Raw genomic sequence first — 23,308 nt, forward strand, 5'->3', positions numbered from 1 at the left:
CACCATGGCCCCCCGCTCCCCCTCCGCCCGTTCGGCGCAGAAGCTGTTCGACCCCGCGATCCTCGGCCGCGCCGCGCTCGACGCCGTCACCAAGCTGAACCCCCGCACCCTCGCCAGGAACCCGGTGATCTTCGTCACCGAGGTCGTGTCCCTCGGCGTCACGGTCCTGTGGATCCGCGACCTCGCGACGTCCGGCGGCCAGGCGCTGTTTTCCGGCCAGATCGCCTTCTGGCTCTGGTTCACGGTGCTGTTCGCCAACTTCGCCGAGGCGGTCGCGGAAGGCCGCGGCAAGGCGCAGGCCGATTCCATGCGGCGCACCCGCTCCGACACGGTGGCGCGGCGGCTCGCCACCCTCGACGCCACCGCCACCGAGGCCGTGGAAGCGCTGTCGCTGAGGGAAGGCGACCTCGTGCTCTGCGAGCCCGGCGACCTCATCCCGTCGGACGGCGAGGTGGTGCGCGGCATCGCGTCCGTCAACGAATCCGCCGTGACGGGCGAGTCGGCCCCGGTCATCCGCGAGTCCGGCGGCGACCGCTCGGCCGTCACGGGCGGCACGATGGTGCTGTCCGACCGCATCGTCGTGCGCATCACGGCGGCCCCGGGCGCCTCCTTCCTCGACCGCATGATCGCGCTCGTCGAGGGCGCCGAGCGGCAGAAGACGCCGAACGAGCTGGCCCTCTCCATCCTGCTGTCCGGCCTGACGATCATCTTCCTCGTCGTCTGCGTGTCGCTGTGGCCGCTCGCATCCTATTCGGGCACGGCGCTGTCGGTCACCGTGCTGGTGGCGCTGCTGGTGTGCCTCATCCCGACCACGATCGGCGGCCTGCTGTCGGCGATCGGCATCGCCGGCATGGACCGGCTGATCCGCTTCAACGTGGTGGCCACCTCGGGCCGCGCCGTCGAGGCCGCCGGCGACGTCGACACGCTGCTGCTGGACAAGACCGGCACCATCACCTTCGGCAACCGCATGCCGTCCGAGTTCATCGCGGTGGGCGGCGTGCCGGAGCAGGACCTCGCCGAGGCCGTGCTGCTGGCGAGCCTGTCGGACGAGACGCCCGAGGGCCGCGCCATCGTGGCCCTGTGCAGGAGCCGATACGGCCTGGCCGAGGCCGACATCGCGGCCGCCACCATCGTGCCCTTCACGGCCCAGACCCGCATCTCGGGCCTCGACGTCGGGGGGCGCGAACTGCGCAAGGGCGCCGTCGAGTCGGTGCTGGAGCGCGTCGGCATCGCCCCGGCCTCGGCCCCGGCGGACTTCCGCGCCGCCGTGGACCGCATCGCCCGCACGGGCGGCACGCCGCTGGCGGTGTCGGACGGTCGGCGCCTGCTCGGCGTCGTGCACCTGAAGGACACGGTGAAGCCCGACATCCGCGCCCGCTTCGCCGAGCTGCGCGCCATGGGCATCCGCACCGTGATGGTGACGGGCGACAACCCCGTCACCGCCGCCGCCATCGCGGTCGAGGCCGGCGTCGACGATTTCCTCGCCCAGGCGAAGCCCGAGGACAAGCTCGCCTATATCCGCCGCGAGCAGGCCGGCGGGCGGCTCATCGCCATGTGCGGCGACGGAACCAACGACGCCCCGGCGCTCGCCCAGGCCGACGTCGGCGTGGCCATGCAGACCGGGACCCAGGCGGCCCGCGAAGCCGGCAACATGGTCGACCTCGACTCGGACCCCACCAAGCTCATCGAGGTGGTGGGCATCGGCAAGCAGCTCCTGATGACGCGCGGCTCGCTGACCACCTTCTCGATTGCCAACGACGTGGCCAAGTATTTCGCCATCATCCCGGCCCTGTTCGTGGCGAGCTTCCCGCAGCTCGCCGCCCTCAACGTGATGCGGCTCGCCTCGCCGCAATCCGCCATCCTGTCGGCGGTGGTGTTCAACGCGCTGATCATCGTGGCGCTGATCCCCCTCGCCCTGCGCGGCGTGGCCTACCGCCCCGTGGGCGCCGCCGCCCTGCTGCGCCGCAACCTGCTGATCTACGGCGTCGGCGGCCTCGTCGCGCCCTTCATCGGCATCAAGCTCATCGACCTCGCCCTTTCCGCCCTCCATCTCGCGTGACCGCCATGCCGTCCCACCTCCGCCCGGCCGTAGCCTCGGTCGTGCTCTTCTCAGCCCTCACCGGCCTCGCCTATCCGTTCGCCATCACCGGCATCGCGCAGGCGCTGATGCCCCGGCAGGCCAACGGCAGCCTGATCGCCCGCGGCGACGGGTTCGTGGGCTCGACCCTGGTCGGGCAAAGCTTCACCGCCGACCGCGACTTCCACGGCCGCCCCTCCGCCACCCAGGCTGTCGACCCCGCCGACGGCACCAGGACCGTCGACGCCCCCTACAATGCCGCCAACTCGGGCGGCTCGAACCTCGGCCCGACCTCGCAGAAGCTCGTCGACCGGGTGAAGGCCGCCGTGGCGGCGCTCGGCGGCGGGCCGGACCATCCCGTGCCGGCCGACGCCGTCACCACATCGGCCTCGGGCCTCGACCCGGACATCACCCCCGCCGACGCGGCCGCGCAGGCGGCGCGGGTGGCGGCGGCCCGCGGCCTGCCGCTCGACAGGGTGGTGGCGCTGGTGCGCGACGGCACACAGGGGCCGGGCCTCGGGATCTTCGGCGAAGCGCGGGTGAACGTGCTCGGCCTCAACCTCGCGCTCGACGCCGCCGGCGGGGCCACGACGCCGCCGCAGAAACCTGGTCGATAGGGCGCGATGCACCCCACGGCCGACCTCCGCCCCGATCCCGACGCCCTGCTGGCCGCCGCCCGCTCGTCCGAGCGCGGCCGGCTGAAGGTTTTCCTCGGCGCGGCGCCCGGCGTCGGCAAGACCTACGCCATGCTGGCCGGCGCGGCGCGGCTCAGGCGGGCGCAGGTCGATGTCGCGGTGGGCGTGGTCGAAACCCACGGCCGCGCCGAAACCGAGGCGCTGATCGCTGGCCTGGAGGTGCTGCCGCGGCGCCAAACGCTGTATCGGGGCACGGTACTCGACGAGTTCGACATCGATGCCGCCCTCGCACGCCGCCCGGCGCTGCTCGTGGTGGACGAGCTCGCCCACACCAACGCGCCGGATTCGCGCCACCCCAAGCGCTACCAGGACGTCGAGGAGCTGCTCGCCGCCGGCATCGACGTGTGGACCGCCGTCAACATCCAGCACGTCGAAGGGCTGTCCGACGTCGTGTCGCGCATCACGGGCGCGACGGTGCGCGAAACCATCCCCGACACCGTCATCGAGCGGGCCGAGGAGGTGGTGGTGGTCGACATCACCCCGGCCGAGCTGATCGCGCGGCTCGCCGAGGGCCGCATCTACCTGCCCGAGACCGCGCGCCGCGCCGCGCAGGGCTTCTTCAAGCCGGGCAACCTCACGGCGCTGCGCGAGCTGGCGCTGCGGCGCACCGCGGACCGCGTCGACGACCAGATGATCGACCACCTGCGCGCCAACGCCATCCAGGGCGCTTGGCCGAGCGCGGAGCGGCTGATGGTCTGCGTCGGCGCCGACCCGTCCTCGGAGGCCGTGGTGCGGGCCGCGGCGCGCATCGCGTCCGGCCTCAACGCGCCCTGGACGGCCGTGACGCTGGAGCGCATCGGCCGCGAGGTCGCCGACGCGCAGGCGCTGCGGCGCATCGACGACGTGCTGGAACTCGCCGAGCGGCTCGGCGCCGACACCCGGCGCCTCGCCGGGCGCGACCTCGTCGAGGAGATCACCGGCTATGCCCGGCGCAACAACATCACCCAGATCGTCATCGGCCGCTCCAAACCCGCGCGCTGGCCTGGCCCCTGGGGCGCCGCCGGCCTGACCGACGCCCTGCTGCGCCGCGCGTCCGACATCGCCGTGCACGTCGTGGTGGGCGAGGGGCCGCCGAAACCCGCCGCGACGGCGGGTCGCCGCGACGCCACGGACGCCGCCGCGCTGACGCGCGGCGTCCTCGGCGCGGTCGCGGCGGTGGGCTGCGCGGTCGCGTGCGGCCTCCTGACGACGCGCTTCATGGCGCTGCCGGAAGTGCCCATGCTGTTCCTGGCGGCCGTGCTGGTGACGGCCGTGACCCTGGGGGTCTGGCCCGCCGTCGCGGCGGCGATGCTGGCTTTCCTGAGCTACAACTTCTTCTTCATCCCGCCGGTCTATTCCTTCACGGTGGCCGAGCCCCGCGAAGTGCTGAGCCTCGCCGTGTTCCTGCTCGTCGCCGTGACGACGGGCGGCCTCGCCGGCCGGGTGCGCGAGAACGCCGAGGCCGCCAAGAAGCGGATCCTCACCATCCAGGCCCTCTACGACCTCAGCCGCAAGCTCAGCGGCGCCACGCAGCTCGACGACGTGCTCTGGGTCGTGGCCCGCCAGGCCGCCGAGGCCGTCCGGGGCCAGGTGGTGATCCTGCTCCCCGGGAGCGGGACGGCGGAAGCGCGCCGCGACCTCCAGGTGAGGGCCGCCTTCCCGCCCGAGGACGCCCTGCAGCCCGGCGATGCCGCGGCCGCCCGCTGGGCCTACGACCGCGGCGAGGCGGCGGGCTGGCGCACCGCCACGCTGCCCGATGCCCGGCTGCGCTTCCTGCCCATCCGCACGGCGCGGGGCACGATGGGCGTGCTCGGCTTCGAGCCGGCCGACCGGGCGCGCGAGATCCCGTCGGACGACGCCCGTGCCTTCGCGGCGCTGCTCGACCAGGCCGGCATCTCGCTCGAACGCGCGGCCCTCGTGGCCCAGGCGCGCGCCGGCGAAGCGCTGGCCGAGCGCGAGCGGCTGCAGGCGACGCTGCTGTCGTCGCTGTCGCACGACCTGCGCACCCCGCTGTCCTCCATCCTCGGCGCCGTGACGAGCCTGCGCGGCTACGGCGACCGGATGCCGGCCGGCGACCGCGCCGACCTGCTCGCCGCCGTCGAGGAGGAAACGCGCAAGCTGGCGCGCTTCGTGGCCAACCTGCTCGACATGACCCGCGTCGAAGCGGGCATGCTCGACCTCCGGCGCGGCTGGATGGACGTCGAGGAGGTGGCGGCCGCCGCCGCCGCCCGCGCCCGGCGCGCCTTCCCGGCACGGACGCTCGACCTGTCGATCCCGGACGACCTGCCGCTCGTGCGGGGCGACGCCGGGCTGTTCGAGCAGGTGGTCTTCAACCTGCTCGACAATGCCGACAAGTACAGCGCGCCCGGCACGCCGACGCGGCTCGCGCTGCGCGCGGACGGGCCATCGGTCGCCGTGACGGTGGAGGATCGCGGCTGCGGCATCCCCCCGGCGGACCTCGACCGGGTGTTCGGCAAGTTCACCCGCCTCGGCGAGGGGGACGGACGCCCGGCCGGCACCGGGCTCGGCCTCGCCATCGCCAAGGGCGTGGTGGAGGCTTTGGGCGGCACGATCCGCGCCGAAAGCCCGGCCGCCGAGGGGCGCGGCACCCGGTTCGTGGTGCGCCTGCCGGTGTCGGAGACGGAGCCGGGGCACCCCCGCCTGCTCGCGGGGGCGGAAGGGTGACGGCCGGCTCGCATTACGTCCTCGTCGTCGACGACGAGCCGCAGATCCACCGGTTCCTGCGCCCGACCCTGCAGGCGGAGGGCTACCGCGTCGAGGCGGCGACGACGGGCCGGGATGCCCTCGCCATGGCGGCCCGGGCCGAACCCGACCTCGTGCTGCTCGACCTCGGACTCCCCGACATGGACGGGCTCGAGGTGCTGCGCGCGCTGAGGGCGAGATCGCAGGTCCCGGTGGTGATCCTGTCGGCCCGCCACGCCGAAGGCGCCAAGGTGGCGGCGCTCGACGCCGGCGCCCACGACTACGTCGACAAGCCCTTCGGGGTGGCCGAGCTGATGGCACGGATCCGCGCGGCGCTGCGTCACGCCGTGGCGGCGAGCGGGACGACCGCGGTCTTCTCCGCTGGAGATCTCGTGGTCGACACCTTGGCACACCGCGTGACGCTGCGCGGCGAGGTCGTGAAGCTGACCCCGAAGGAATACGACCTGCTCCACGTCTTGGCGCGCCATGCGGGGCGCGTCGTCACGCACCAGCAGATCCTCAACGTCGTCTGGGGGCCCGCTCACGCGGAAGACGCACAATACCTCCGGGTCTTCGTTCGCCGCCTGCGCCGCAAGATCGAGACCGAACCCGCCGTGCCGAAACTGCTTCTCACGGAATCCGGAGTCGGCTACCGGCTCGAAGCGCCCGAGGTTTGAACGGGGCGCGTCCCCCACGAGACAGTCTGCGAGGCCAGCGGTTCCGTCGATGGACCGCTGGGGCGCGAGCCGCGGAAGTACGCCACCCATATCGCGATCGCACCGTCGTCGATCGGTCCGTTCTCGGGCGGAGGGGTCGAGCCGGAGGGAGCGCGCCGAGGCGGGCGAAGGCCCCGCCCGCAGAAGCGAGCGGTCCGGCACGGCAGTCGGTGCCGAGCCGCACCGACTGCACGGCGCCGAGCACGATGGCGTGGCTGTGCCGTTCGATGGTTTCCTCGACGTGGCTGTGGACCACAGCCAAGGCGCCGACGAGGGAAGGCGCTCGTCACGGTCGTGCCCGTGCGCTCGAGGCCGGTGCGCTCGAGGCCGGTGCCCGCCGTCATGATCGACACGCCACCCGCTGCGGCCCGCAGGGCGAGGTGCAGGTCGTCGGCCAGGGAGGAGGGGGACAGGAGAGCGTCCGAGCGAGCTCCGAGGGTCCGGATTTTCGGAAAGCCCGGGCCCGAGGCGTCGCCGGCACCTGCGTTTCAGCCGGCAGGGGCCTGGCGACCCCCGCGCAGCTCTCCGGCCGTGAAGGAGTTGGCGACGGTTTCGCCGAAGGGCCCGGAGTTGCGGGCGCGGCCGCGATCGATCCCCGTCGTGGCGCGCAGGGGAAGCTTGGGGAAGACGAGTTCGGCGAAGCGATAGCATTCCTCGAGATGGGGGTAGCCGGACAGGATGAAGCGGTCGATGCCGAGCTCCATGTACTCGCGCATCCGCGCCGCGACCTCGTCGGGGTTTCCCACCAGCGCCGTGCCGGCGCCTCCGCGCACGAGGCCCACGCCTGCCCACAGGTTGGGCGCGATCTCGAGCTTGTCGCGACGGCCCCCGTGCAGCTCCGCCATGCGGCGCTGGCCCACCGAATCGTAGCGCGAGAACACCTTCTGCGCCTTGGCGATGGCGTCGTCGTCCACGTAGCGGATCAGGTCCTCGGCCGCCGCCCACGCGTCGCGCGAGGTTTCCCGCACGATCACATGCAGGCGGATGCCGTAGGAGAAGCTGCGCCCGCGGGCGCCGGCGGCCCGCTTGGCGTCGGCGATCTTCTTCGCCACGTCGGCGGGCGGCTCGCCCCACGTTAGGTAGGTGTCGACATGCTCGGCGGCGACCCGCATGCCGGCCTCGGACGAGCCGCCGAAATACAGCGGCGGGTGCGGCGTCTGCACGGGGGGGAACAGCAGCCGTCCGTTCTCGATGCGGAGGTGTTCGCCCTCGGCCGACACGGTTTCGAGGCGGAGCAGCCGCCGGTAGATGTCCAGGAACTCGTCCGTGACGGCGTAGCGGGCGTCGTGAGGCAGGAAGATGCCGTCGCCGCGCGCCTCGACGGGGTCGCCGCCGGTGACGACGTTGATGAGCAGGCGTCCGTTCGAGATGCGGTCCAACGTCGCCGTCATGCGGGCCGCGACGGCCGGCTCCTGCAGGCCGGGCCGCACCGCCACGAGGAACCGCAGCCGTTCGGTCAGCGGCGCCAGCGACGAGGCCACCACCCAGGAATCCTCGCAGGACTGGCCGGTGGGCAGCAGCACGCCGAAATAGCCGAGCTCGTCGGCGGCGCGGGCGACGCCGGACAGGTAGCGGTGGGTGACGTGCCGGGCGCCGGTCTCGGTCGCGAGGTAGCGGCCGTCGCCGTGCGTCGGCAGAAACCAAAGGACGTCGGTTTCGGTGGCGGGCGCGGGCAGGTCGAGGTCCGGAAAGGCTGTCATGGGATGTCCCGTTCGATGCAGGGGGGTGGCGCGCCGGGAAGCGGCGGCTCGTGTCAGGCGACGGACGTGGGGCGGCTCGCGCTCCGCGGCGGCCGAGGCTGGTCGACGGTCGGCGTCAGGGGCTGGGCTTCCAGACGGCCGCGGCGACGTCGAGCTTCGCCGGGATGAGGTGGAGCTTCAGGAACGCGTCGGCCACGGCCTGCTGGTCCGCCGTCACGTCGGGCCCGATCGGCAGCACGCCATGCGCCTGCCGGCCCAGCGCCGTGGCGACGACCGGGACGGGCAGCTTGATCGCCGCGGCGAGCTCCGCCGCAGCTTCGGCCGGATGGGCCGCCTCCCAGGCGTCGACCTCGCGCACCGCGTCCGTGATGGCCGCCACGGCCTTCGGGTTCTGCGCCGCGAAGGTCCGGTCGGCGAGGTAGAACTGCAGATTGCCGGCGACGCCCTCGGCCGTCGCGAGGGTGCGGGCGCCGGTCGCCGCCTGGGCGGCAGCGAGGTAGGGATCCCAGATCGCCCAGGCATCGACGGCGCCGCTTTCGAAAGCCGCGCGGGCGTCGGCCGGCGCCAGGAACACCGGCGACACGTCCCCGTAGGACAGGCCCGCCTTTTCCAGCGCCTTGACCAGGAAGTAATGCACGTTGGAGCCCTTGTTCAGCGCCACCCGCCGGCCCTTGAGGTCGGCGAGCGAGCGGATGCCGCTGTCCTTCGGCACCAGGATGGCTTCGCCGTCGGGCGCGGCCGGCTCGTTGGCGACATAGACGAGGTCCGTGCGGCCGGCCTGGGCGAAGATCGGCGGCGCGTCGCCGGTCTGGCCGAAATCGATCGCGCCGGCGCGCATCGCTTCCAGGATCGGCGGCCCGGACGGGAACTCGCTCCACTCCGCCGCGTAGCCGAGCGGCTTCAGCCGGGCGTCGAGGCCGCCGTGCTGCTTCAGCAGCAGCAGGTTGCCGTATTTCTGGAAGCCGATCCGCACGCTGCGATCGGCCGCCGCGGCCAGCGGCGGCGCGGCGAGGATCAGGGCGGTGGCCAGGGCCGTTCGCAGGAGGCGCATGGGATCTCGATCGCTCGCGATGGGGTCGGCCGGCGTGGCCGTGGTCTGTCCGGATCTGTCATTGACTTCGTCTATAAATTTTGTCAACTGACGGCGAGCGGAAGATCGCAGAGGCTTCGCGGCCGGGAGTTCGGAGATGCAGGGCGACCTGTCGGAAGTGGGCGGGCGCATCGCGCCTGCGCGGGCCCTGCCCTGGCGAGGGCTCGCGTCCCGCATCGTTGCCGTCGGGGCGTCGCCGCACGCGGGCTGGCTCGCGCCGGGGGCGCTGCTGCTCGCCTGGCAGGCGGCGAGTTCCGCGGGCATGATCTCGGACGCCGTGCTGCCGTCCCCGGCCGCCGTGGCGGCGGCCGGGTGGTCGCTGACCCTGTCGGGCGAACTGCCCCATCACATGGGCGTCAGCTTCCTGCGCGCCATGGCGGGCCTCGCGGTCGGGGGCGGCATCGGCTTCGCGCTCGGCCTCGCCAACGGCTCCTCGGCTCTCAGCCACCGCGCCACCGACACGGCGCTGCAGATGGCCCGCAACGTGCCCCATCTCGCCCTGATCCCGCTGGTGATCCTGTGGTTCGGCATCGGCGAGGAGGCCAAGCTGTTCCTCGTCGCCCTGGGCGTGTTCTTTCCCGTCTACGTCAACACGCTGCACGGCATCCGCAGCGTGGATCCGCAGCTCGTCGAGATGGGCCGCTGCTACGGCATGACGCGCGCGGCCCTGTTCCGCCGCGTCGTCCTGCCGGGCGCGCTGCCGAGCGTGTTCGTCGGACTGCGCTTCGCGCTCGGGGTCATGTGGTTGACGCTGATCGTGGCGGAAACCATCGCGGCCCAGTCCGGCATCGGCTACATGGCCATGCAGGCCCGCGACTTCCTCCAGACCGACGTGATCGTGCTGGCGATCCTGATCTACGCGGTCCTGGGCAAGCTGGCCGATGGCGTGACGCGGGCGCTCGAGCGCCGCTGCCTCGCCTGGAACCCGGCGTATCGCGCATGAGCGCCGCCCTGGAACGCCCGGCCGCTTCCGGGCCGGGGCTCGCCGTCACGGCCCGGGGACTGTCGCGGCACTTCGGCGGTGCGGCCGTGCTGCGCGGGCTCGACCTCCATGTCCCGGCCGGACAGTTCCTGGCGGTGGTGGGACGGAGCGGCTCGGGCAAGAGCACGCTGCTGCGCCTGCTGGGCGGCCTCGACCGGCCGGACGGCGGGCACGTGTTGCTGGGCGACCGAGGCGAGTCGACGGCGGCCCGCATCATGTTCCAGGAGCCGCGCCTCCTGCCTTGGGCGACGGTGATCGACAACGTCGCCGTGGGGCTCGGCCCCCGGCCGGGAGCCGGCGGCCGGATGCGGGCCCAGGCCGTGCTCGATCGCGTCGGCCTCGGGGCGCGAAGCGGGGAATGGCCGGCGGGGCTGTCCGGCGGGCAGAAGAGCCGCGTCGCGCTCGCTCGCGCCCTGGTGAGCCGACCTCGGCTGCTGCTGCTCGACGAACCGCTCGGGGCGCTGGACGCCCTCACGCGGATCGAGATGCAGGGCCTCGTCGAGGCGGCCTGGATCGAGGGCGGCTTCACGGCGGTGCTGGTGACACACGACGTGTCGGAGGCCGTGACCCTCGCCGATCGCCTGATCGTCATCGAGCATGGCACCATCACGCTCGACCTCAGCCTCGATCTCCCCCGTCGCGAGCGGCGCGGATCGGCGCAGGCTGCGGCGCTCGAGCGGCGCGTCCTCGATCACCTGCTCGGGCCGACACGCTCATAGGCGATCGAACGTCCGCTTCGGAGTTCGTCGCGCTCGGCCACGGACGACCCGTTTGGATCGACAACAATCGCAGCGGCTCAGCCGGCAATCGGTGCCGGCTCAACGAGCCGCCGCCTTCAACGAGAGACGACCTGCCTACGGGTGATGCGGGAGCTTCACGGAATCGCCTGTGTGCTCGACGCACTGTGAGGACAAAACCCGTATCATTTTAGAGGTCGAGGAGGCGGTGGCTGGGGGACCTGGATTCTCAGCCATTTTGCGATCCGCCCCGCTCTCCTCTGGGCCGCGACGGTCTCGTGCGCCTGTCGCGGAGGCGAGTGGACCCACTCGGTGGACCTGTGTCAAGCGGAGCTGCTAACTTAACAATACCACTTTGGGATGAGGTGTTGATCGCTGCTGATGGAGTGACCTGCAGCGCGTCGGCCACGACGATCGAGCTCGCACATCGTGCGTCGATCAAGGCTTCCACAAAGGATCGCGACGCTTCGGTACCCTCGTCCTTGCCGTAGCGCTCGCCCACTGCGAGACTAGCAGACGGGTACCGGACGAGTTCGATGAGTTCCACATCTACACCGGCGCAAGACATGCGAGCTGCCGGCCTTGAATGGGCGGAGTACGTCCTGTGGTCCCGCATGCAAGCAGAGGCCGGTCAAAAACTCGGCACGATTATCGCCCGCAAGGAGGTCGAGCGGCGGGCCGGGCGGGGCACCTTCTGCTGGGGTGTCGGTAACGCGCCCTCAACCCTCATCAGCGCGCTGACACGCACCCGCGCCGAGGTCCCCGTCGTGTTCTCGATCATGAAGGGACGCCCGAGGGCCGTCGATCTCGCCCCGGCCCGGACCGTCGTGTGGCGACGCTTCATCGACTCGGACGGGGTGGAGCGGGACCTCCCGTCGAGCGCCGTCGTCACGAGCCGCGGTGATGGGGGCTGCGGCCCGAAGCAATCCCACTACGCGTTGATGTGCTCGTCAACGCGTCCGTTAGAGTTGACCTACGGGACGCCGTTCGACGTGTCCGCCCACCGCAACGCGGGCGGCAGCGGCGCGCCTGTTGGGGCCTCCCAAGTGACCGCCCTCCTGCGGCGCGTGGAGGCGCGGGGCGAGTCGGTGGGATACGAGGTCAACCTGCGGGCCACGCTGACGAGCGGCTACTGGGTGCGCCTGACCGATCCCGCCGATATAGACACGGACCTCTCCGCGGCCCTGGCGGAGGCCGCGGTTCTGGACGTCGCCGGATGGCTCGACCTAGCGCGACGGTTCCGCGGACTGCCCTCGCGCGTACCCGCAAGCGGCGATCTCCTGCTCATCTGATGGTGGAGTCCCACCGCGTGTCCTGGTAGCTAGGATCAGGCTCGCTAGCGGAGCCGGGATGGCGTGGGGCATGTCGACCGACACGGACCACTTGAGGCGCAGCCTGCGCGAAGCCGGGCTCGGCGATCATGCGATCGAAGCCGCGTGGCCGTCCTGGTGGAGCGAGGAGCTCGCGAACGACGCGTCGGGACGGGCTGAGCTTCGGTTCGCCCTGGCGAGACGGCTCGGCCTTTCTCCGAGATCGCTGGTGGGCGATCGGGTGGAGTTCGTCTGGAACGACGAGGCGCTGTTCAAGAACCTGTCCGTCGTAGATGCGGGAAAGCGGGCCGCTCTCACGTCCTTCGGCATGACCGTGGGCCGGTCGCTCCTGCGTGCGACGGCGCCTGGCCCATCCCTCGCCGGCGTCGGTGCCACCGAGTTGCGAGACGCGGTGCTAGCGGGACGCGAGTTCGTCGACCTCGCCTCGCTGCTCGGCACCTGCTGGGCGCTCGGCGTTCCCGTGATCCATCTCCGGGTGTTCCCGCTCGACACGAAATCGATGCACGCCATGGTCGTCTCCTCGAACGGACGCCACGCCATCCTGCTCGGCCGTGATGCCACCTACCCCGCCCCGGTCGCGTTCACCCTCGCGCACGAGATCGGCCACGCGGCCCTGGACCACCTCGGCGAGGCGCCGGCGCTGCTGGACATGGAGGATCCCGCCGCCGCGATCCCGCGGGACGAGCAGGAAGCCCAGGCGGACCGCTACGCCCTCACGCTGCTGACCGGGCGTGCGGATCCCACCTTCGAGACGGGCCGGGAACGCTTCAACGCCCCGACGCTCGCCGGGGCGGTGAGGGAGGCGGCCGCGCGGTACAGGATCGAACCCGGCACCCTCGCGCTCTGCCTAGCGTACCGTCGCCGGGCCTGGCCCGTCGCAAACGCCGCGATGAGAATGATCTACGACCGGCCCCGTCCCGTCTGGCGGGAGGTGAACGGCATCGCTGCGCTCCAGCTCGATTGGGGCGCCATCACCGCGGACGCGGCGGCTTGGCTTCGTACGGTCATGGACACACATGGCTGAGCCGGCGCTGGTGGACAACGACGTGGTGCTCAAGCTGTGCTGCTACGGGTACCACGAGTCGCTCGGAGAGGCTGTGGGTCACGCCGCCGTAGGCATGCTGTCCATCGCCCGCCACGTCCTCAGGGACGCCATGCGGCGGAGCCGCTCAATTGCGCATCGGGACAAGGTCGTCGAAGCCCTGGAAGGGGCCTTCGCGTCGTCAATCATGTTGGTGGTCGACGAGGCCGAACTCGCGCTGGCCACCGAGTTCGCGGAGCGGGCCGCGCGGGTGGGGGTCGACCTGGACACGGGTGAGGCCCAGTTGCTCGCCATCCTGTTGAGCCGGGCGGCCCCGCTCCTGGTGACGGGGGACAAACGCGCTGTCATGGCCATCGCCGAGCTCGGCCTGACCGGTGCCCACGGTCGGGTGGCCTGCCTCGAGCAGGTCCTTGCGGCCCTCGTCGACCTCCACGGGACCCAGGCTGTCCGGGCTGCGGTCTGCGCCGAACCGGCCGTCGACCGCGCCGCTACGACTTGCTTCGCATGCTCGGCCGACACGGTGTCTGAGGAGGACGTGCGCGCCGGCCTGGAGAGCTACGTCGGCGACCTGCGTCGGCGCGGCGGCCCGGTGCTGGTCGGGTTCGGATGACCCTCTCAGGGCGCTCAGCGGTAGTTACGCAGGAACACGGCGTAGGGCCTGCGCAGGTCGGCCACGAGGTGGATCGGCCTCGGCTCCGGCGGCTTGCCCTCATTCGCACGCTCGGGCGCGGCCGCCACCTCGAGGCAGGCCTTGTCGACCCGTCCCGTCACGTAGCGGCTCCCCAGCCTCCCGGTGCTGGGGCCGACCGCTACCCTGGTGGCGTCGAGGGAGAGCTCGTCCTCCACGCGGGCGAGACTTCCGATGACGAGGGCGAAGCGAGACCCCCTTACCTCGATCTCCTCCGGTATCTGGTGCCAGGTGCGGTTGTCGTCGGAATATTCGGCCGCGCAGAGGGGTTCTGCCCAATGACTGGAGTTCATCTCCTCCATGACGAGGCGGATTGGTTTGCCCTTCTCCGCCAGGGCCTCGGCGAATGGCTGGACCATAGAGGACGGGTGGCAGGTGTTGCCGCCGTACCCCCAGAGACCAAAGCCCGCCCGTTCGATCTCCTTGGTCTTGCGCACGATGATATCGGCCAGGCTCTCCTGGGCGTGCGTGCCGACCTTCATGTACAGGAGCCCCGCCCCTGGTCGGATGATCTCGGTCACTCCGTCTCCTCGTCGTTCAGGTACTCGAGTGCGTACTCCTCCTGCGGAGCTTTTCCGTAGTCGGGCCTCTTCACCTCTCTAACAAAGCGCACCCTGGGCTCCTTGGAGCGCCCGTAGAAGTTACGCAGGCTATCCGGATCCGTGAGCGGCGCGCTTGCCACGCCGTCGCCGGTGTTCCCGGGCAGGCTGGAGATGAACAGGTTGCACGATCTGAGGTCGGGGGCGTCGTCCAGATGATACTCGTGGAGCTTGCGGTTCATGCGCGACACGTAAAAGCCGCGCGTGCCGGCGTAGGATTGCACGCTCGCCAGGACCTGCTTGGGCCACGGCAAATCGTCGTCGTCCGCGATGACGATGCAGCCCTCGCCCTCGTGCCTCACGGCCTCGATGCCCCGCTGCACGAACGCGTTGACGCTGGCCCCGCCGTTGGATGCTCCCCAGGGCGGGTTCGTGTAGAAGCAGTCGAACTTGTTGCTGTCGGGAAAGGCGTCCAGCACGTTGTAGCGCACCGCGTCAAGGTGCTCGATGCGCTCCTTGTCGGCGAAACGTTTGACCGCGTTGACGGTGCGCTCGTCGAAGTCGAATACCGTTATCTTGCTCGGTCCGAAGTCGAGCACTCCCCGTCGCTTGAGGTAGGCCACAGAGACGGAAACGGCGTCTCCGTCGCCAATGAACGCGAGGCGCTTGCCGTCGGCCCACGCGGCCACGGCCTCGCTCTGCATGACCATGTCGCCCGTCTTCATGTGGATCTGGTCGAACTCCCGCAGGGGTCGCGGACGGTTCTGCACCACGTCGGACACCGCGTTAATTGCGACCCTCATGTCCACCTTGACCATGGCCCTCCCTTCCCGGCGGCGCGCCGGCACGAACGCCCATCCAGGGCCTCGACTCCACGATCAGCGTTCCAGGCGACCGGCGAGGTCTCGCACGAGCGCGTCCGGGTCCCGGTCGGTGTCGAACACGTGCACGGGGCAGCCGGCGATGATGCCGTAGGTCGTCGCCACGGAAGCCTGGAGGAACGTGTGCATGCGCGCCGTCTCGATGTCGATCGCAGGACGGCCGCCCGGGTCGTCCCGGATGCGGGACACGGCCACCTCGGGTGTCGTGTAGAGCACCCAGATCTCGTCGGGTCGCAGTCGGACGAAGTCGGATTGCGAGAAGGCCGTGACGCGGAAGCCGTAGTCCTCCTTCGTGACGGGATGGCTGTCAATCAGCACGTGCGCGCCACCGCGTCGGTCCTCGACGAAAGCGAGGAGGAGACGGTCGAGCTCCCGGATTGTCCCGGCCAGGGCGACCTTGGACGACTCCCGTCTCAATTGGTTCTGGTCGGCGAGGTCGATCCCCTCGCGCCGGAGATGGTCGGTGAGGCGCGCTCCGTACTCCCAGCGCTCGATGCCGGGCACCATGGCGGCGAGCAGCCCGGTGGTCGTGCTCTTGCCGGAAGCGGGAGCGCCGGTGACATACACCACCTTCCCCATGTGACACCTCGCATCGTCAGATTACGCTCGTCGGCAGTAGGAGGTTCACACCTCGTGATCCGATTTGGCAATCAAAAATTGCGAGACGGGACACGACACCTCATATGCCATGTAGCTATGCGGGCTGGAGAACCACATAGCGGGATGGCTTGGTCGCGAGAGCACGCCCTTCGACGGCATACGATCGAGACCTCACGAATACCTACCATGGGCCGTCCCCGGTTGCGGCTTGCATGTCGCACTACACTGTGATGCCCACCGGAATCATCGACTGCTAGGGTGAGGGCAGTTGCCACCGCAGCATTCGGGCGATGCTTCGCCACAAAAGTGCAGAAAATGTAGGGGTGATAAGCTAATCCATCGCGTCCAACGTGTTCCTGATCCGAAATGAGCCGCCCAGATCTAAGACAAGGTGGCGAAATATCCAGATCCAACCTGCCCGACGGTGTCGACCAGCAACGAGCGATCGAGATATAGGTTGCGTGCTTCACAACTCGTCTCCGAGATCAGGAGGCAGCCGTGGCAGGCGGCTCCGTGAAGCATGCGGTCCTCGTCGGCCGAGGGCGGGTCGTGGTCGGCACAGACGGGATCGCCCGAGCAGAGCTCCAGGCGTGCAAGCGCGGAAGCCAGGACGCGTCCGAAGCGACGCGTGACCTCGACGAGGCCGCCGAGAGTCCCCTGGTTGCCCGCCGTCGCCGTGTAGATCAACAGCCCGCACCTCCGCGGCTGTCCCGGCGCGACCGGCAGGACGTAGACGCGCTCCTTCAGCGAGCTGGCCGGATAGCCGCAATCGATCGCGACCTCCGTCACCAGCGCGTGGGCGAGGCTGTGGACCATGACGTAGTCGGGCCGCTCGCGCTCATGGGAGGGCGGCACCGTCTGCCCTCGCGCTTCCTTCGCACGCCGCCATGCGTCCGCGCCGTCGCGGAGGCGCCGCGCCCGTTCTCCAACTTCGGGGCGCGCGAGCCAGCGTTCGAGCGCTTCGGGCGCGAAGCGAATGAAGAACCCTTCTCCGAACTGCTCGACGGCGGGCAGCCACTCCGGCTGCCGGCCGAGTGCCGCCCCCCGCACCGCGAGCCCGACGTCCTCGAGGTCGTCGGAGGCCAATGGTGCGGGTTCGAAGCGCGTGAAGCCATAAAGACACGACACCTCGCGCAGCCTATGGACCGCCACGAGGGATGCGATGCCGTCGAGCAGCTCGGCCCCGTGCGGGTCCCACACGTCGCGCGGCAGGGTCTCGGCGTGGAGCTTGGCCGAGAAGCTGTTCTCGCCGATGAGGCCGCGCCCGGACGCGAGCACCTCGTATTCGGCGATGCGGGGGTCCTCCGCCTCCGCCATCGCGGCGGTGGTCCCGGCCGAAAAGGTCTGCAGGCGGTCGAAGACGTCGTCATCGGGGAAACCCGCGAGGCTGGCGCCGAGGGCGGGGTTGAACTTGCGCGCGAGGGAGACCTCCATGGCGCTGCCGCACTGCTGCAGCACCGACCAGAACTCCTCGACCAAGCGGGACAGCCGGTCCTCGCTCTGGGGCAGCGAGATCACGCTCGCAACCTGCGGGAAATAGGTGTTGGTGGCGCTGCGGGTGAGCAGACGGAGGCCGTCTGGCGCCGTGCAGGGTTCGGCGTCCCCATCCGCATCGCCGATCCAGGGCCGCCGGCCGGGACAGGGGCCGAGGCGCCCGCGCTGGAACAGTTCCTCCAATGTCACCGCCGCTCCGCAATCGCAGGCGACTTTGGTGTCGCGGGGATCCCCGCTGACCCCGTCGACAAGCCACATCTGCTCCGCGCACCGCGCCTCGCCGGGCGCGCCCCTGGTGCCCGACCGAGCCGTGTGGACGACCTTGCGCCACTCGATGTCCTGCAGATGTCCCTCTTCGCAGCCGCACACGAAGCGGATGGGGGAAGCGCGCCGACGCTTGCCGTCCTCGCCGAGGTGCTCGTGCCGTTTCGGGGGTGTGAGAATGTGGAACGGGACGAGCCGCCGCCGGTTGGGCGCGTCGCCGTCCAGGGCGTCGCAGGCGAACCAGCGCGGGAAGACGGTCGCCTTGATGCCGGGCGACAGGCGTCGGGGATCCCCGGGGTCGAGCGGCGGCGTGCGCAGCTCGGGCGGGCGACCGCCCACCACGCGCCCGTCGTCGGCGAGGCGCTGGTGCAGCAGGCGGGCCAGCCGCGGCTCCTCGACGGTCAGGAACGTGCGCTTGCCGCCCATCTCCCAATGGTCGAGCCCCTGGACCAGGACGGAGCGGTCCGGCAGGTCGAGCATGGCGCCCGGCCCGAAGACGCCCACCACTTGGCTCAGCCGTACTGTGTCGTTCGGCATCGTCGGTCAGCTCATCCGTTCAGCGCTTGGCCGTAGGGGTCGGTGATCTTGAGGATGGACGCGTGCTCGACGTCCCGCATCGACCGCCCCGCGGTGAACGCCCGGAAGCGCGGGTCGATGGTGGGCAGCAGCGGATCGAGCGGGTCGTGCAGCAGCGCCTTGGTGCGGGGATAGCCGTAATAGAGCCGGTCGCTGTCCCCGGTCTGCGCCGCGGCGAGCTCCGCCCAGGTGTCGAAGAGCCGTTCCACGCAGCTGATTCATAGCCGATCGGACCAAGAGGAGCAAAGGCGGATGGCTTGCGAGGAGCTTCGGCGCGACCGACACAGCCTCTCAGGCGGGAGAACAAAAGCCTGCTGCTGAAAACGGGAGAAAAATAAGCGCAATCTCCGATAAGACAGCGAGAAGCTCCCTTGATCTGATAAGAGAGATCATTGGAGAACAGTCAACCTATTACCAGTCGTGTGACAAAGTCACTTAGGATCTCGCGATCCTAAATGACTGTGCCGTAACTCTCAGAAAATCATCACGGCCCACCCGAATTTTGACTGGGCTCGCCGTCTCCTGCGGTCTTTCGAGAAGCCTTCCACCGCTCGAACTCCTGCCGTTCGCGCTCCTGCCGCTCCTCTTCCATCTTCTTTTGGCCCATCTCCGCTTTCTTCAACGCTTTACCCTCCTCGCGCTTCCGTAAAATGGAGTTATATTCCTCCACAACGACTTGGCGCTGCTCAAGATAGGGGCCATCAAGCTCGATATTCTCGAAGTTTGACGCCAGCAGTACGTCCCGCTTCGTTTTACCATCAGGCAACCCCTTCGCCATCACGGTCAGGAGCTGTTTTCGCTGGAGAGGCCCGCTCTCAAGAAACCCATGACCGAAGATGAGTGCGGCGCGATTTCGCAGCCTCACACGCTTCGCGCGCTCTGAAAAACTCTCGAACATATCATTCTCCGCTCTCGACCCAACCGGGGCTAGGAACCGTCCTAGCTGCTCACCGTGGTCGATAACGGTAGAGTATGAAATGAGGATGGTACTTCAAGCTTAAACTGACTTCGAAACGGATGAAATTGCGTCACTCTTGAATTTAAGGTCTTGACAGGTGAAAATACCTAGAAACGCACGCACGATTCGTGATCCTATAGAAATCTGTTGGCCTTCGTTTCAGATTCGATCACTCGACTCAATCAGCTGAGACGACGATCGCTCTTGACCAGCTCCGCGCTTCTGCAAAGCTACGAGTAGCATGATGAACGTTGGGCCAGGAACCAGGCCCAATCTCAGCGACCCACGAGAGACAGGCTCAAACATGGCTGAGAGGCGATTGGCCCGCTTAAGCAATTTTCCGAGCGGAAAACTGCGGTAATGGAGGGCGTGGGGCACGTGCGATCCCTGGGCGCTGATCCGCAGAGCGGACCAGCGATGCCGCGCGGCGTCATGGGTTTCTTTCATTACAATCTACAGTGGATCCATGCCGAAGCAGGGAGCATCGTCGGTCTCGCTAAAAGTCACTACATCAACCGGCACGAAGGATATGCGGTCGAAGCGCCTGAGTCCGCGCGATCGATGCGAGAGAAATCCGTAGCCAACAGTGCGGGTCTCTCCGATTACATCAACCGCAATGGTGACGAGGCAAACCCTGAACTCGGACATTACCTGCTGATAACCCGAGATCTTCCGGTTCGCGACGGGGCGGGGCTGGCGCGTCTGCTGGATGCCCGAGAGCGCAAGCAGGACCGGACCTATCGGCAATACGGCGGCCGAATGCCCCGCGTCGGTTGTCATGGCATCGTCAGCTTTCAGTGGGGAATTTCAGATGAGGCTGCCGTCGACGCGCTGACGGGGCACGCGCGAATGATCTCGGATCGCCTCCGCGTGCCGATCGAGGGGAGGATCCACTACAAGGCAGGCCGACCCGATCACGCCCATATCCTCCTCGGCACGCGCATCGTCGAGCATGGCCATCTCGGCCGCAAGCAACGGCAGCTCGACGCCGTTAGTGAGAAAGCCGACGGCCGAGGTCTTGTCGCCGACGATCGTGTCCTCGGGTCGACCCTCGAGTTCCTGCGCGCGGACTGGGCCGAACGAATGCGTCAGGCGAGCGGGGACGGCGAGATCGACCATCGCAGCTACCGGCGCCGCGGCCTGCCTGTCTATCCCGTCACGCACATCCCGCGAAGCGAGATCGAATACCAGAAGCGCCGGAACTCCGAGGCTTGGCGCACCCAGCGATCGGAGGAGCTGGCCATCCGCACCAGCACCAGCGCGGCGGCCGTAGTAGATCAAGCGAGCCGTATAGAGCCGATCGGGATTGACATCGAAGCCTCTGTGGAGAGCGGCTCCGCTCAATCGATGCACCAGGGCGTGGATGGAATCAGTCCGCGGCAGGACATTCGGCGAAAGCGAGATAGGGATGGAGTGGGTGCGAGCGGTCCTGCACATGATCATGCGATCGGACCCCCCGCGACCGCTATCTCGGCCCGTCTCCGTCCGGTGGTCGAGGTGTATCAGGAGTTCCAGCGCGCTCATCGGCTGACCTCGGATCGTGAGGCGATCCTTGCCGCGACTGCAGGTGTAGACGTCGCCGAGTTGAAGCGCGCGGCGGCAGACGCGTTGGGCCATGAGCGAGAGCTAGGCGCGGCAAGACCGGTCGAGGCTCGCCCTTCGGACCTCCTTAAGCTCGTCTGTCTCTGGCAGGAGGAGGACCGGCGGGCGCGTGCCGGACGGCGTCGCGAGAAGCGGGCAGGAAGTGGGACCCCGGTCACCGATTGCACAGTGACAACAGCTGCCGGGAACATCGTCTTCAGGGAGGAAATCTCGAATTTGGATTGGAGCAGGCTCGATCCGCCGGCGGCCGTAAGCCCCGCGTCGAGCGCAGGGCTAGATTGCCCGTGCAACGGTCCGAACTCAGCCTCAGCCGCGCCGCACAACGATCGGCGCACCTCCGCGATCGCGGCGCACATCGAACTCTCTCGTCGCCACCGCCTCACGGCCGAGCGGGAAGGCATTCTCGGTGAGGTGGCGGGCTTCGACGTCGCCGAACTCAGGCGCGCCGCCGAGCTTGAGACGGCGAGCAGCAAACTGAGCGATCGATCCAGATCAGCCGTTAGCCCAGAACTCTGGTCGCGGCCTGTGGCGCAGCTGTGGCTTGCATGGGTCGCCGAGGATCGGGCGGCACGCGCCGAGCGGCGGCGAGAAGGAGGACGACGTCCGGACAGCGAGATTTCGGCCGCCGTCGCCACACCCTGTTCGCAAGCAGCTCCGCTGCGGTCCGTCGATAGTGATACCGCTGACGGATCGCCCGACCGCGCCGCGCAGCTCGCCGAGCAGCCACTGCAGGAAGGTACAGCTCGACTAAAGCCCACGCCCTCGGCCGGCGACCCGATACCCGTGCCCGACGTCACGGCGGGACCAGGCGCAATCGCAGGATCGGAAGCGCTCGCCCGCGCGGTGGTAGACGCCCACGTCGATGACATCATCGCCCGCGCCTACGACGCGAACCGCCCGCCTCTGTCCGATGGCGAACTGCGGCGAGCGGTGGCCCTCCGATTGCGGGCGAGCGAGTATGATCGGGCGGAGATCGCCCTGACGCTTCGGGGGCGGCACCTGGCAGGAGGTCTGCCCGGCGATATCGAGGTCGACCGCGCGGTCGATGAAGCCTTCTCGGATCGTTCCACGACTTGGCTGGACGCACGGGCTGGATTCTGTGCCCGTGCCGCACAAGTCAGCCACCGCGCCGAGATGGCCACCTATCGCCGCCTCCGGAATGAGGCCCTGGCGCATCTACAGCGCGACCTCGACGATGTCTGGCGCACGCGCCGCGCCGACCTCGATTGCGTGATGGCATGGCATCGGCGCGACATGGCCTGGATCCGCGATCTGCGGTGGCGAAACAGACGGTTGCGTTCCAGAGGCCTGATCCTGGCCATCCTGTCGCTCGCGGTGGAACTCGCCGTCTTGCGACCGCTGCAGGCTCTCGAGAAAACCATCACGGCCCAGGAACGCCGTGAGCTCGACGATGCGGCGAAGGCCGCGACGACACGACTGCGGGCTTTGCGGGAGGAATGGCGGACCGCTCGTGGCGTGGTGTGTAGGTTGCCTGTGCGCCAGGACAATCGGTCTGCGCCGCAAGACAAGATGACGGTCGGAACCTCGCCCGATCCAGCGCGGGTCGACGCCTATTCAGCGAATGCTCATCATCGGCCGCGTTATGAGGCATCCAGCCCACACAACGACCGGCGCATCGAAAGGTCGAATGGCCATTCGAGCGTTCTCGATGGAGAGCCGTCAAGCGCGGTCGCTTCGCTTCCATCCGCGGCCGGCACAGCTGCCCGAGCTTCCGTGTTCGAGAAAAACACAGACATCGAGCACCCCGGGACGCCTCCGGTTTCGACCCTCGCTCCTCTGGCGGCGGCCGTTCCGCTACAGGCTGCACCTGTGCCAGAGCCGGACCGATCGATCCCGTCCGGAACTTGCAAGCCGGCGAACCCGCGGACCGCCGATGAACCAAGCGTCGCCGTTCCGCCCACCGTCGGCCCGACGGGCACGCCGCAAGGTCGATCGGAAACGGCGGTGCCGATACGGGTGGACGCGCCGCTCCCATATCGAAAGCCCGAGCCCAAGCCGATCCCGGACAGGGGTGACGGGCGACTCGCGGAGCTGGCTGCGAACAGAGGAGGAGACGACAGGAGCATCAGCGACAGGCGACGCCTTGTCGTCGACTACGGCCTCGTCCTCGCCGCGCATGGCGCATGGTCGAGCAAACGGAGCGCATACTTGGCGGCCCTGATCGGGGCGACGCCGGACGCCCTTTGGAAAATGGTGCATCGGCGATGTTGGGAGCGATATGGAAGGAACGCCCCGAGCGCGATCGATGAAGCCGACAAGCAGGCGCTGCGCCGGGATACGTGGAGGTCGAGCAAGGCGATCAAGTTCGAGGACCTGCTCCGCGTCATGACGATCAGTACGACAAGCCCTCGCGACCGGGGCAGGCGTGACGACGATTGATGTAGCTGATGCCGGTCAACCACGAGACGTGCCAGACCGTGATCGGCATCAGTCCATGTGGTCACCGTCGATGCGGATCACAGGCTGACGTTCGGAGAGGGCGAAGCGGCGACCTGAACAGGAGCGAGCCGGCTCATTGTTCCCATCGAAGGCCGGAGCATCTGCACGAGAGATGGATCGCCGACCTTATCCGCGCGGCTGGCCGACGATCTCTGAAAACCGATCTCGTCTGGGTTCGACCGGATCGAAGCCCC

18 protein-coding genes are annotated in these 23,308 nt (G+C 69.2%); 10 read left to right on the top strand and 8 right to left on the bottom strand.

The annotated features are described in order from the left end of the window. The first annotated feature begins 4 nt into the window (after window positions 1-4). From kdpB to D3273_RS14125, 4 genes are read left to right on the top strand one after another with little or no spacing between them, the layout of a single operon-like run. Window positions 5-2,059 carry a potassium-transporting ATPase subunit KdpB gene (gene kdpB / locus D3273_RS14110; protein WP_129227532.1) on the top strand — a complete coding sequence of 685 codons (2,055 nt, stop codon included), beginning with the start codon at window positions 5-7 and terminating at the stop codon, window positions 2,057-2,059. 5 nt (window positions 2,060-2,064) lie between these two features. After that, window positions 2,065-2,694 (top strand): potassium-transporting ATPase subunit KdpC, encoded by a 630-nt coding sequence (gene kdpC, locus D3273_RS14115; RefSeq protein WP_129227533.1) that lies wholly within the window; start codon window positions 2,065-2,067, stop codon window positions 2,692-2,694. 6 nt (window positions 2,695-2,700) lie between these two features. Continuing rightward, window positions 2,701-5,436 carry a sensor histidine kinase gene (locus D3273_RS14120; RefSeq protein ID WP_129227534.1) on the top strand — a complete coding sequence of 912 codons (2,736 nt, stop codon included), beginning with the start codon at window positions 2,701-2,703 and terminating at the stop codon, window positions 5,434-5,436. Continuing rightward, window positions 5,433-6,131, top strand: coding sequence for a response regulator (locus D3273_RS14125; RefSeq protein WP_129227535.1), 699 nt, complete (start codon window positions 5,433-5,435; stop codon window positions 6,129-6,131). Before D3273_RS14120 ends, D3273_RS14125 begins: the two co-directional genes overlap by 4 nt. A 527-nt stretch (window positions 6,132-6,658) precedes the next feature. Here the strand turns inward: D3273_RS14125 and ssuD are convergent. Together ssuD and D3273_RS14135 are read right to left on the bottom strand one after the other, a co-directional pair. Further along, entirely contained in the window at window positions 6,659-7,870 is a 1,212-nt protein-coding gene (ssuD, locus tag D3273_RS14130) for an FMNH2-dependent alkanesulfonate monooxygenase (protein ID WP_129227536.1), read from the bottom strand. A 115-nt stretch (window positions 7,871-7,985) separates the two neighbouring features. Continuing rightward, a complete protein-coding gene (locus D3273_RS14135) occupies window positions 7,986-8,921 on the bottom strand; it encodes an aliphatic sulfonate ABC transporter substrate-binding protein (RefSeq protein ID WP_129227537.1) in 936 nt (311 codons plus the stop codon). A 136-nt stretch (window positions 8,922-9,057) separates the two neighbouring features. Here D3273_RS14135 and D3273_RS14140 point away from each other — a divergent pair, with 136 nt between their 5' ends. The 5 genes from D3273_RS14140 to D3273_RS14160 all read left to right on the top strand — a co-directional run bounded on the left by D3273_RS14140 (window position 9,058) and on the right by D3273_RS14160 (window position 13,662). Then, window positions 9,058-9,903, top strand: coding sequence for an ABC transporter permease subunit (locus D3273_RS14140; protein WP_129227538.1), 846 nt, complete (start codon window positions 9,058-9,060; stop codon window positions 9,901-9,903). Further along, window positions 9,900-10,661 carry an ATP-binding cassette domain-containing protein gene (locus D3273_RS14145; RefSeq protein ID WP_129227539.1) on the top strand — a complete coding sequence of 254 codons (762 nt, stop codon included), beginning with the start codon at window positions 9,900-9,902 and terminating at the stop codon, window positions 10,659-10,661. Before D3273_RS14140 ends, D3273_RS14145 begins: the two co-directional genes overlap by 4 nt. A gap of 554 nt (window positions 10,662-11,215) precedes the next feature. Then, the gene (locus D3273_RS14150) at window positions 11,216-11,971 is read left to right on the top strand and encodes a hypothetical protein (protein WP_129227540.1); all 756 of its coding nucleotides are present in this window, start codon (window positions 11,216-11,218) and stop codon (window positions 11,969-11,971) included. 70 nt (window positions 11,972-12,041) lie between these two features. Beyond that, window positions 12,042-13,034 carry a phage exclusion protein Lit family protein gene (locus tag D3273_RS14155; RefSeq protein ID WP_245501162.1) on the top strand — a complete coding sequence of 331 codons (993 nt, stop codon included), beginning with the start codon at window positions 12,042-12,044 and terminating at the stop codon, window positions 13,032-13,034. Next, window positions 13,027-13,662 (top strand): hypothetical protein, encoded by a 636-nt coding sequence (locus tag D3273_RS14160; protein WP_129227541.1) that lies wholly within the window; start codon window positions 13,027-13,029, stop codon window positions 13,660-13,662. The genes D3273_RS14155 and D3273_RS14160 overlap by 8 nt, the downstream gene beginning before the upstream one ends. Before the next feature lie 14 nt (window positions 13,663-13,676). Here D3273_RS14160 and D3273_RS14165 read toward each other — a convergent pair whose 3' ends face one another. The 6 genes from D3273_RS14165 to D3273_RS14190 form a co-directional block, all read right to left on the bottom strand. Then, window positions 13,677-14,261, bottom strand: a complete 585-nt coding sequence (locus D3273_RS14165) for a hypothetical protein (RefSeq protein ID WP_129227542.1) — start codon at window positions 14,259-14,261, stop codon at window positions 13,677-13,679. Continuing rightward, on the bottom strand, window positions 14,258-15,097 hold the full coding sequence (locus D3273_RS14170; RefSeq protein ID WP_129227543.1) for a bis-aminopropyl spermidine synthase family protein: 840 nt from the start codon (window positions 15,095-15,097) through the stop codon (window positions 14,258-14,260). The genes D3273_RS14165 and D3273_RS14170 overlap by 4 nt, the downstream gene beginning before the upstream one ends. A gap of 60 nt (window positions 15,098-15,157) precedes the next feature. Beyond that, entirely contained in the window at window positions 15,158-15,739 is a 582-nt protein-coding gene (locus tag D3273_RS14175) for an ATP-binding protein (protein WP_129227544.1), read from the bottom strand. 402 nt (window positions 15,740-16,141) lie between these two features. After that, entirely contained in the window at window positions 16,142-18,055 is a 1,914-nt protein-coding gene (gene drmB, locus D3273_RS14180; RefSeq protein WP_129227545.1) for a DUF1998 domain-containing protein, read from the bottom strand. Between the two features lie 11 nt (window positions 18,056-18,066). After that, window positions 18,067-18,303: a hypothetical protein gene (locus tag D3273_RS14185; protein WP_129227546.1), complete on the bottom strand. Its 237-nt coding sequence runs from the start codon at window positions 18,301-18,303 to the stop codon at window positions 18,067-18,069. Between the two features lie 275 nt (window positions 18,304-18,578). Continuing rightward, window positions 18,579-18,992 carry a hypothetical protein gene (locus D3273_RS14190; protein WP_129227547.1) on the bottom strand — a complete coding sequence of 138 codons (414 nt, stop codon included), beginning with the start codon at window positions 18,990-18,992 and terminating at the stop codon, window positions 18,579-18,581. A 477-nt stretch (window positions 18,993-19,469) separates the two neighbouring features. On the opposite strand from D3273_RS14190, the gene D3273_RS14195 reads away from it, so the two are divergent. Further along, window positions 19,470-23,054, top strand: a complete 3,585-nt coding sequence (locus D3273_RS14195) for a MobA/MobL family protein (RefSeq protein ID WP_165359494.1) — start codon at window positions 19,470-19,472, stop codon at window positions 23,052-23,054. The last annotated feature ends 254 nt before the right edge of the window (window positions 23,055-23,308 follow it).

Source organism: Lichenibacterium minor, assembly GCF_004137685.1.
Classification (GTDB): Bacteria; Pseudomonadota; Alphaproteobacteria; order Rhizobiales; family Beijerinckiaceae; genus Lichenihabitans; species Lichenihabitans minor.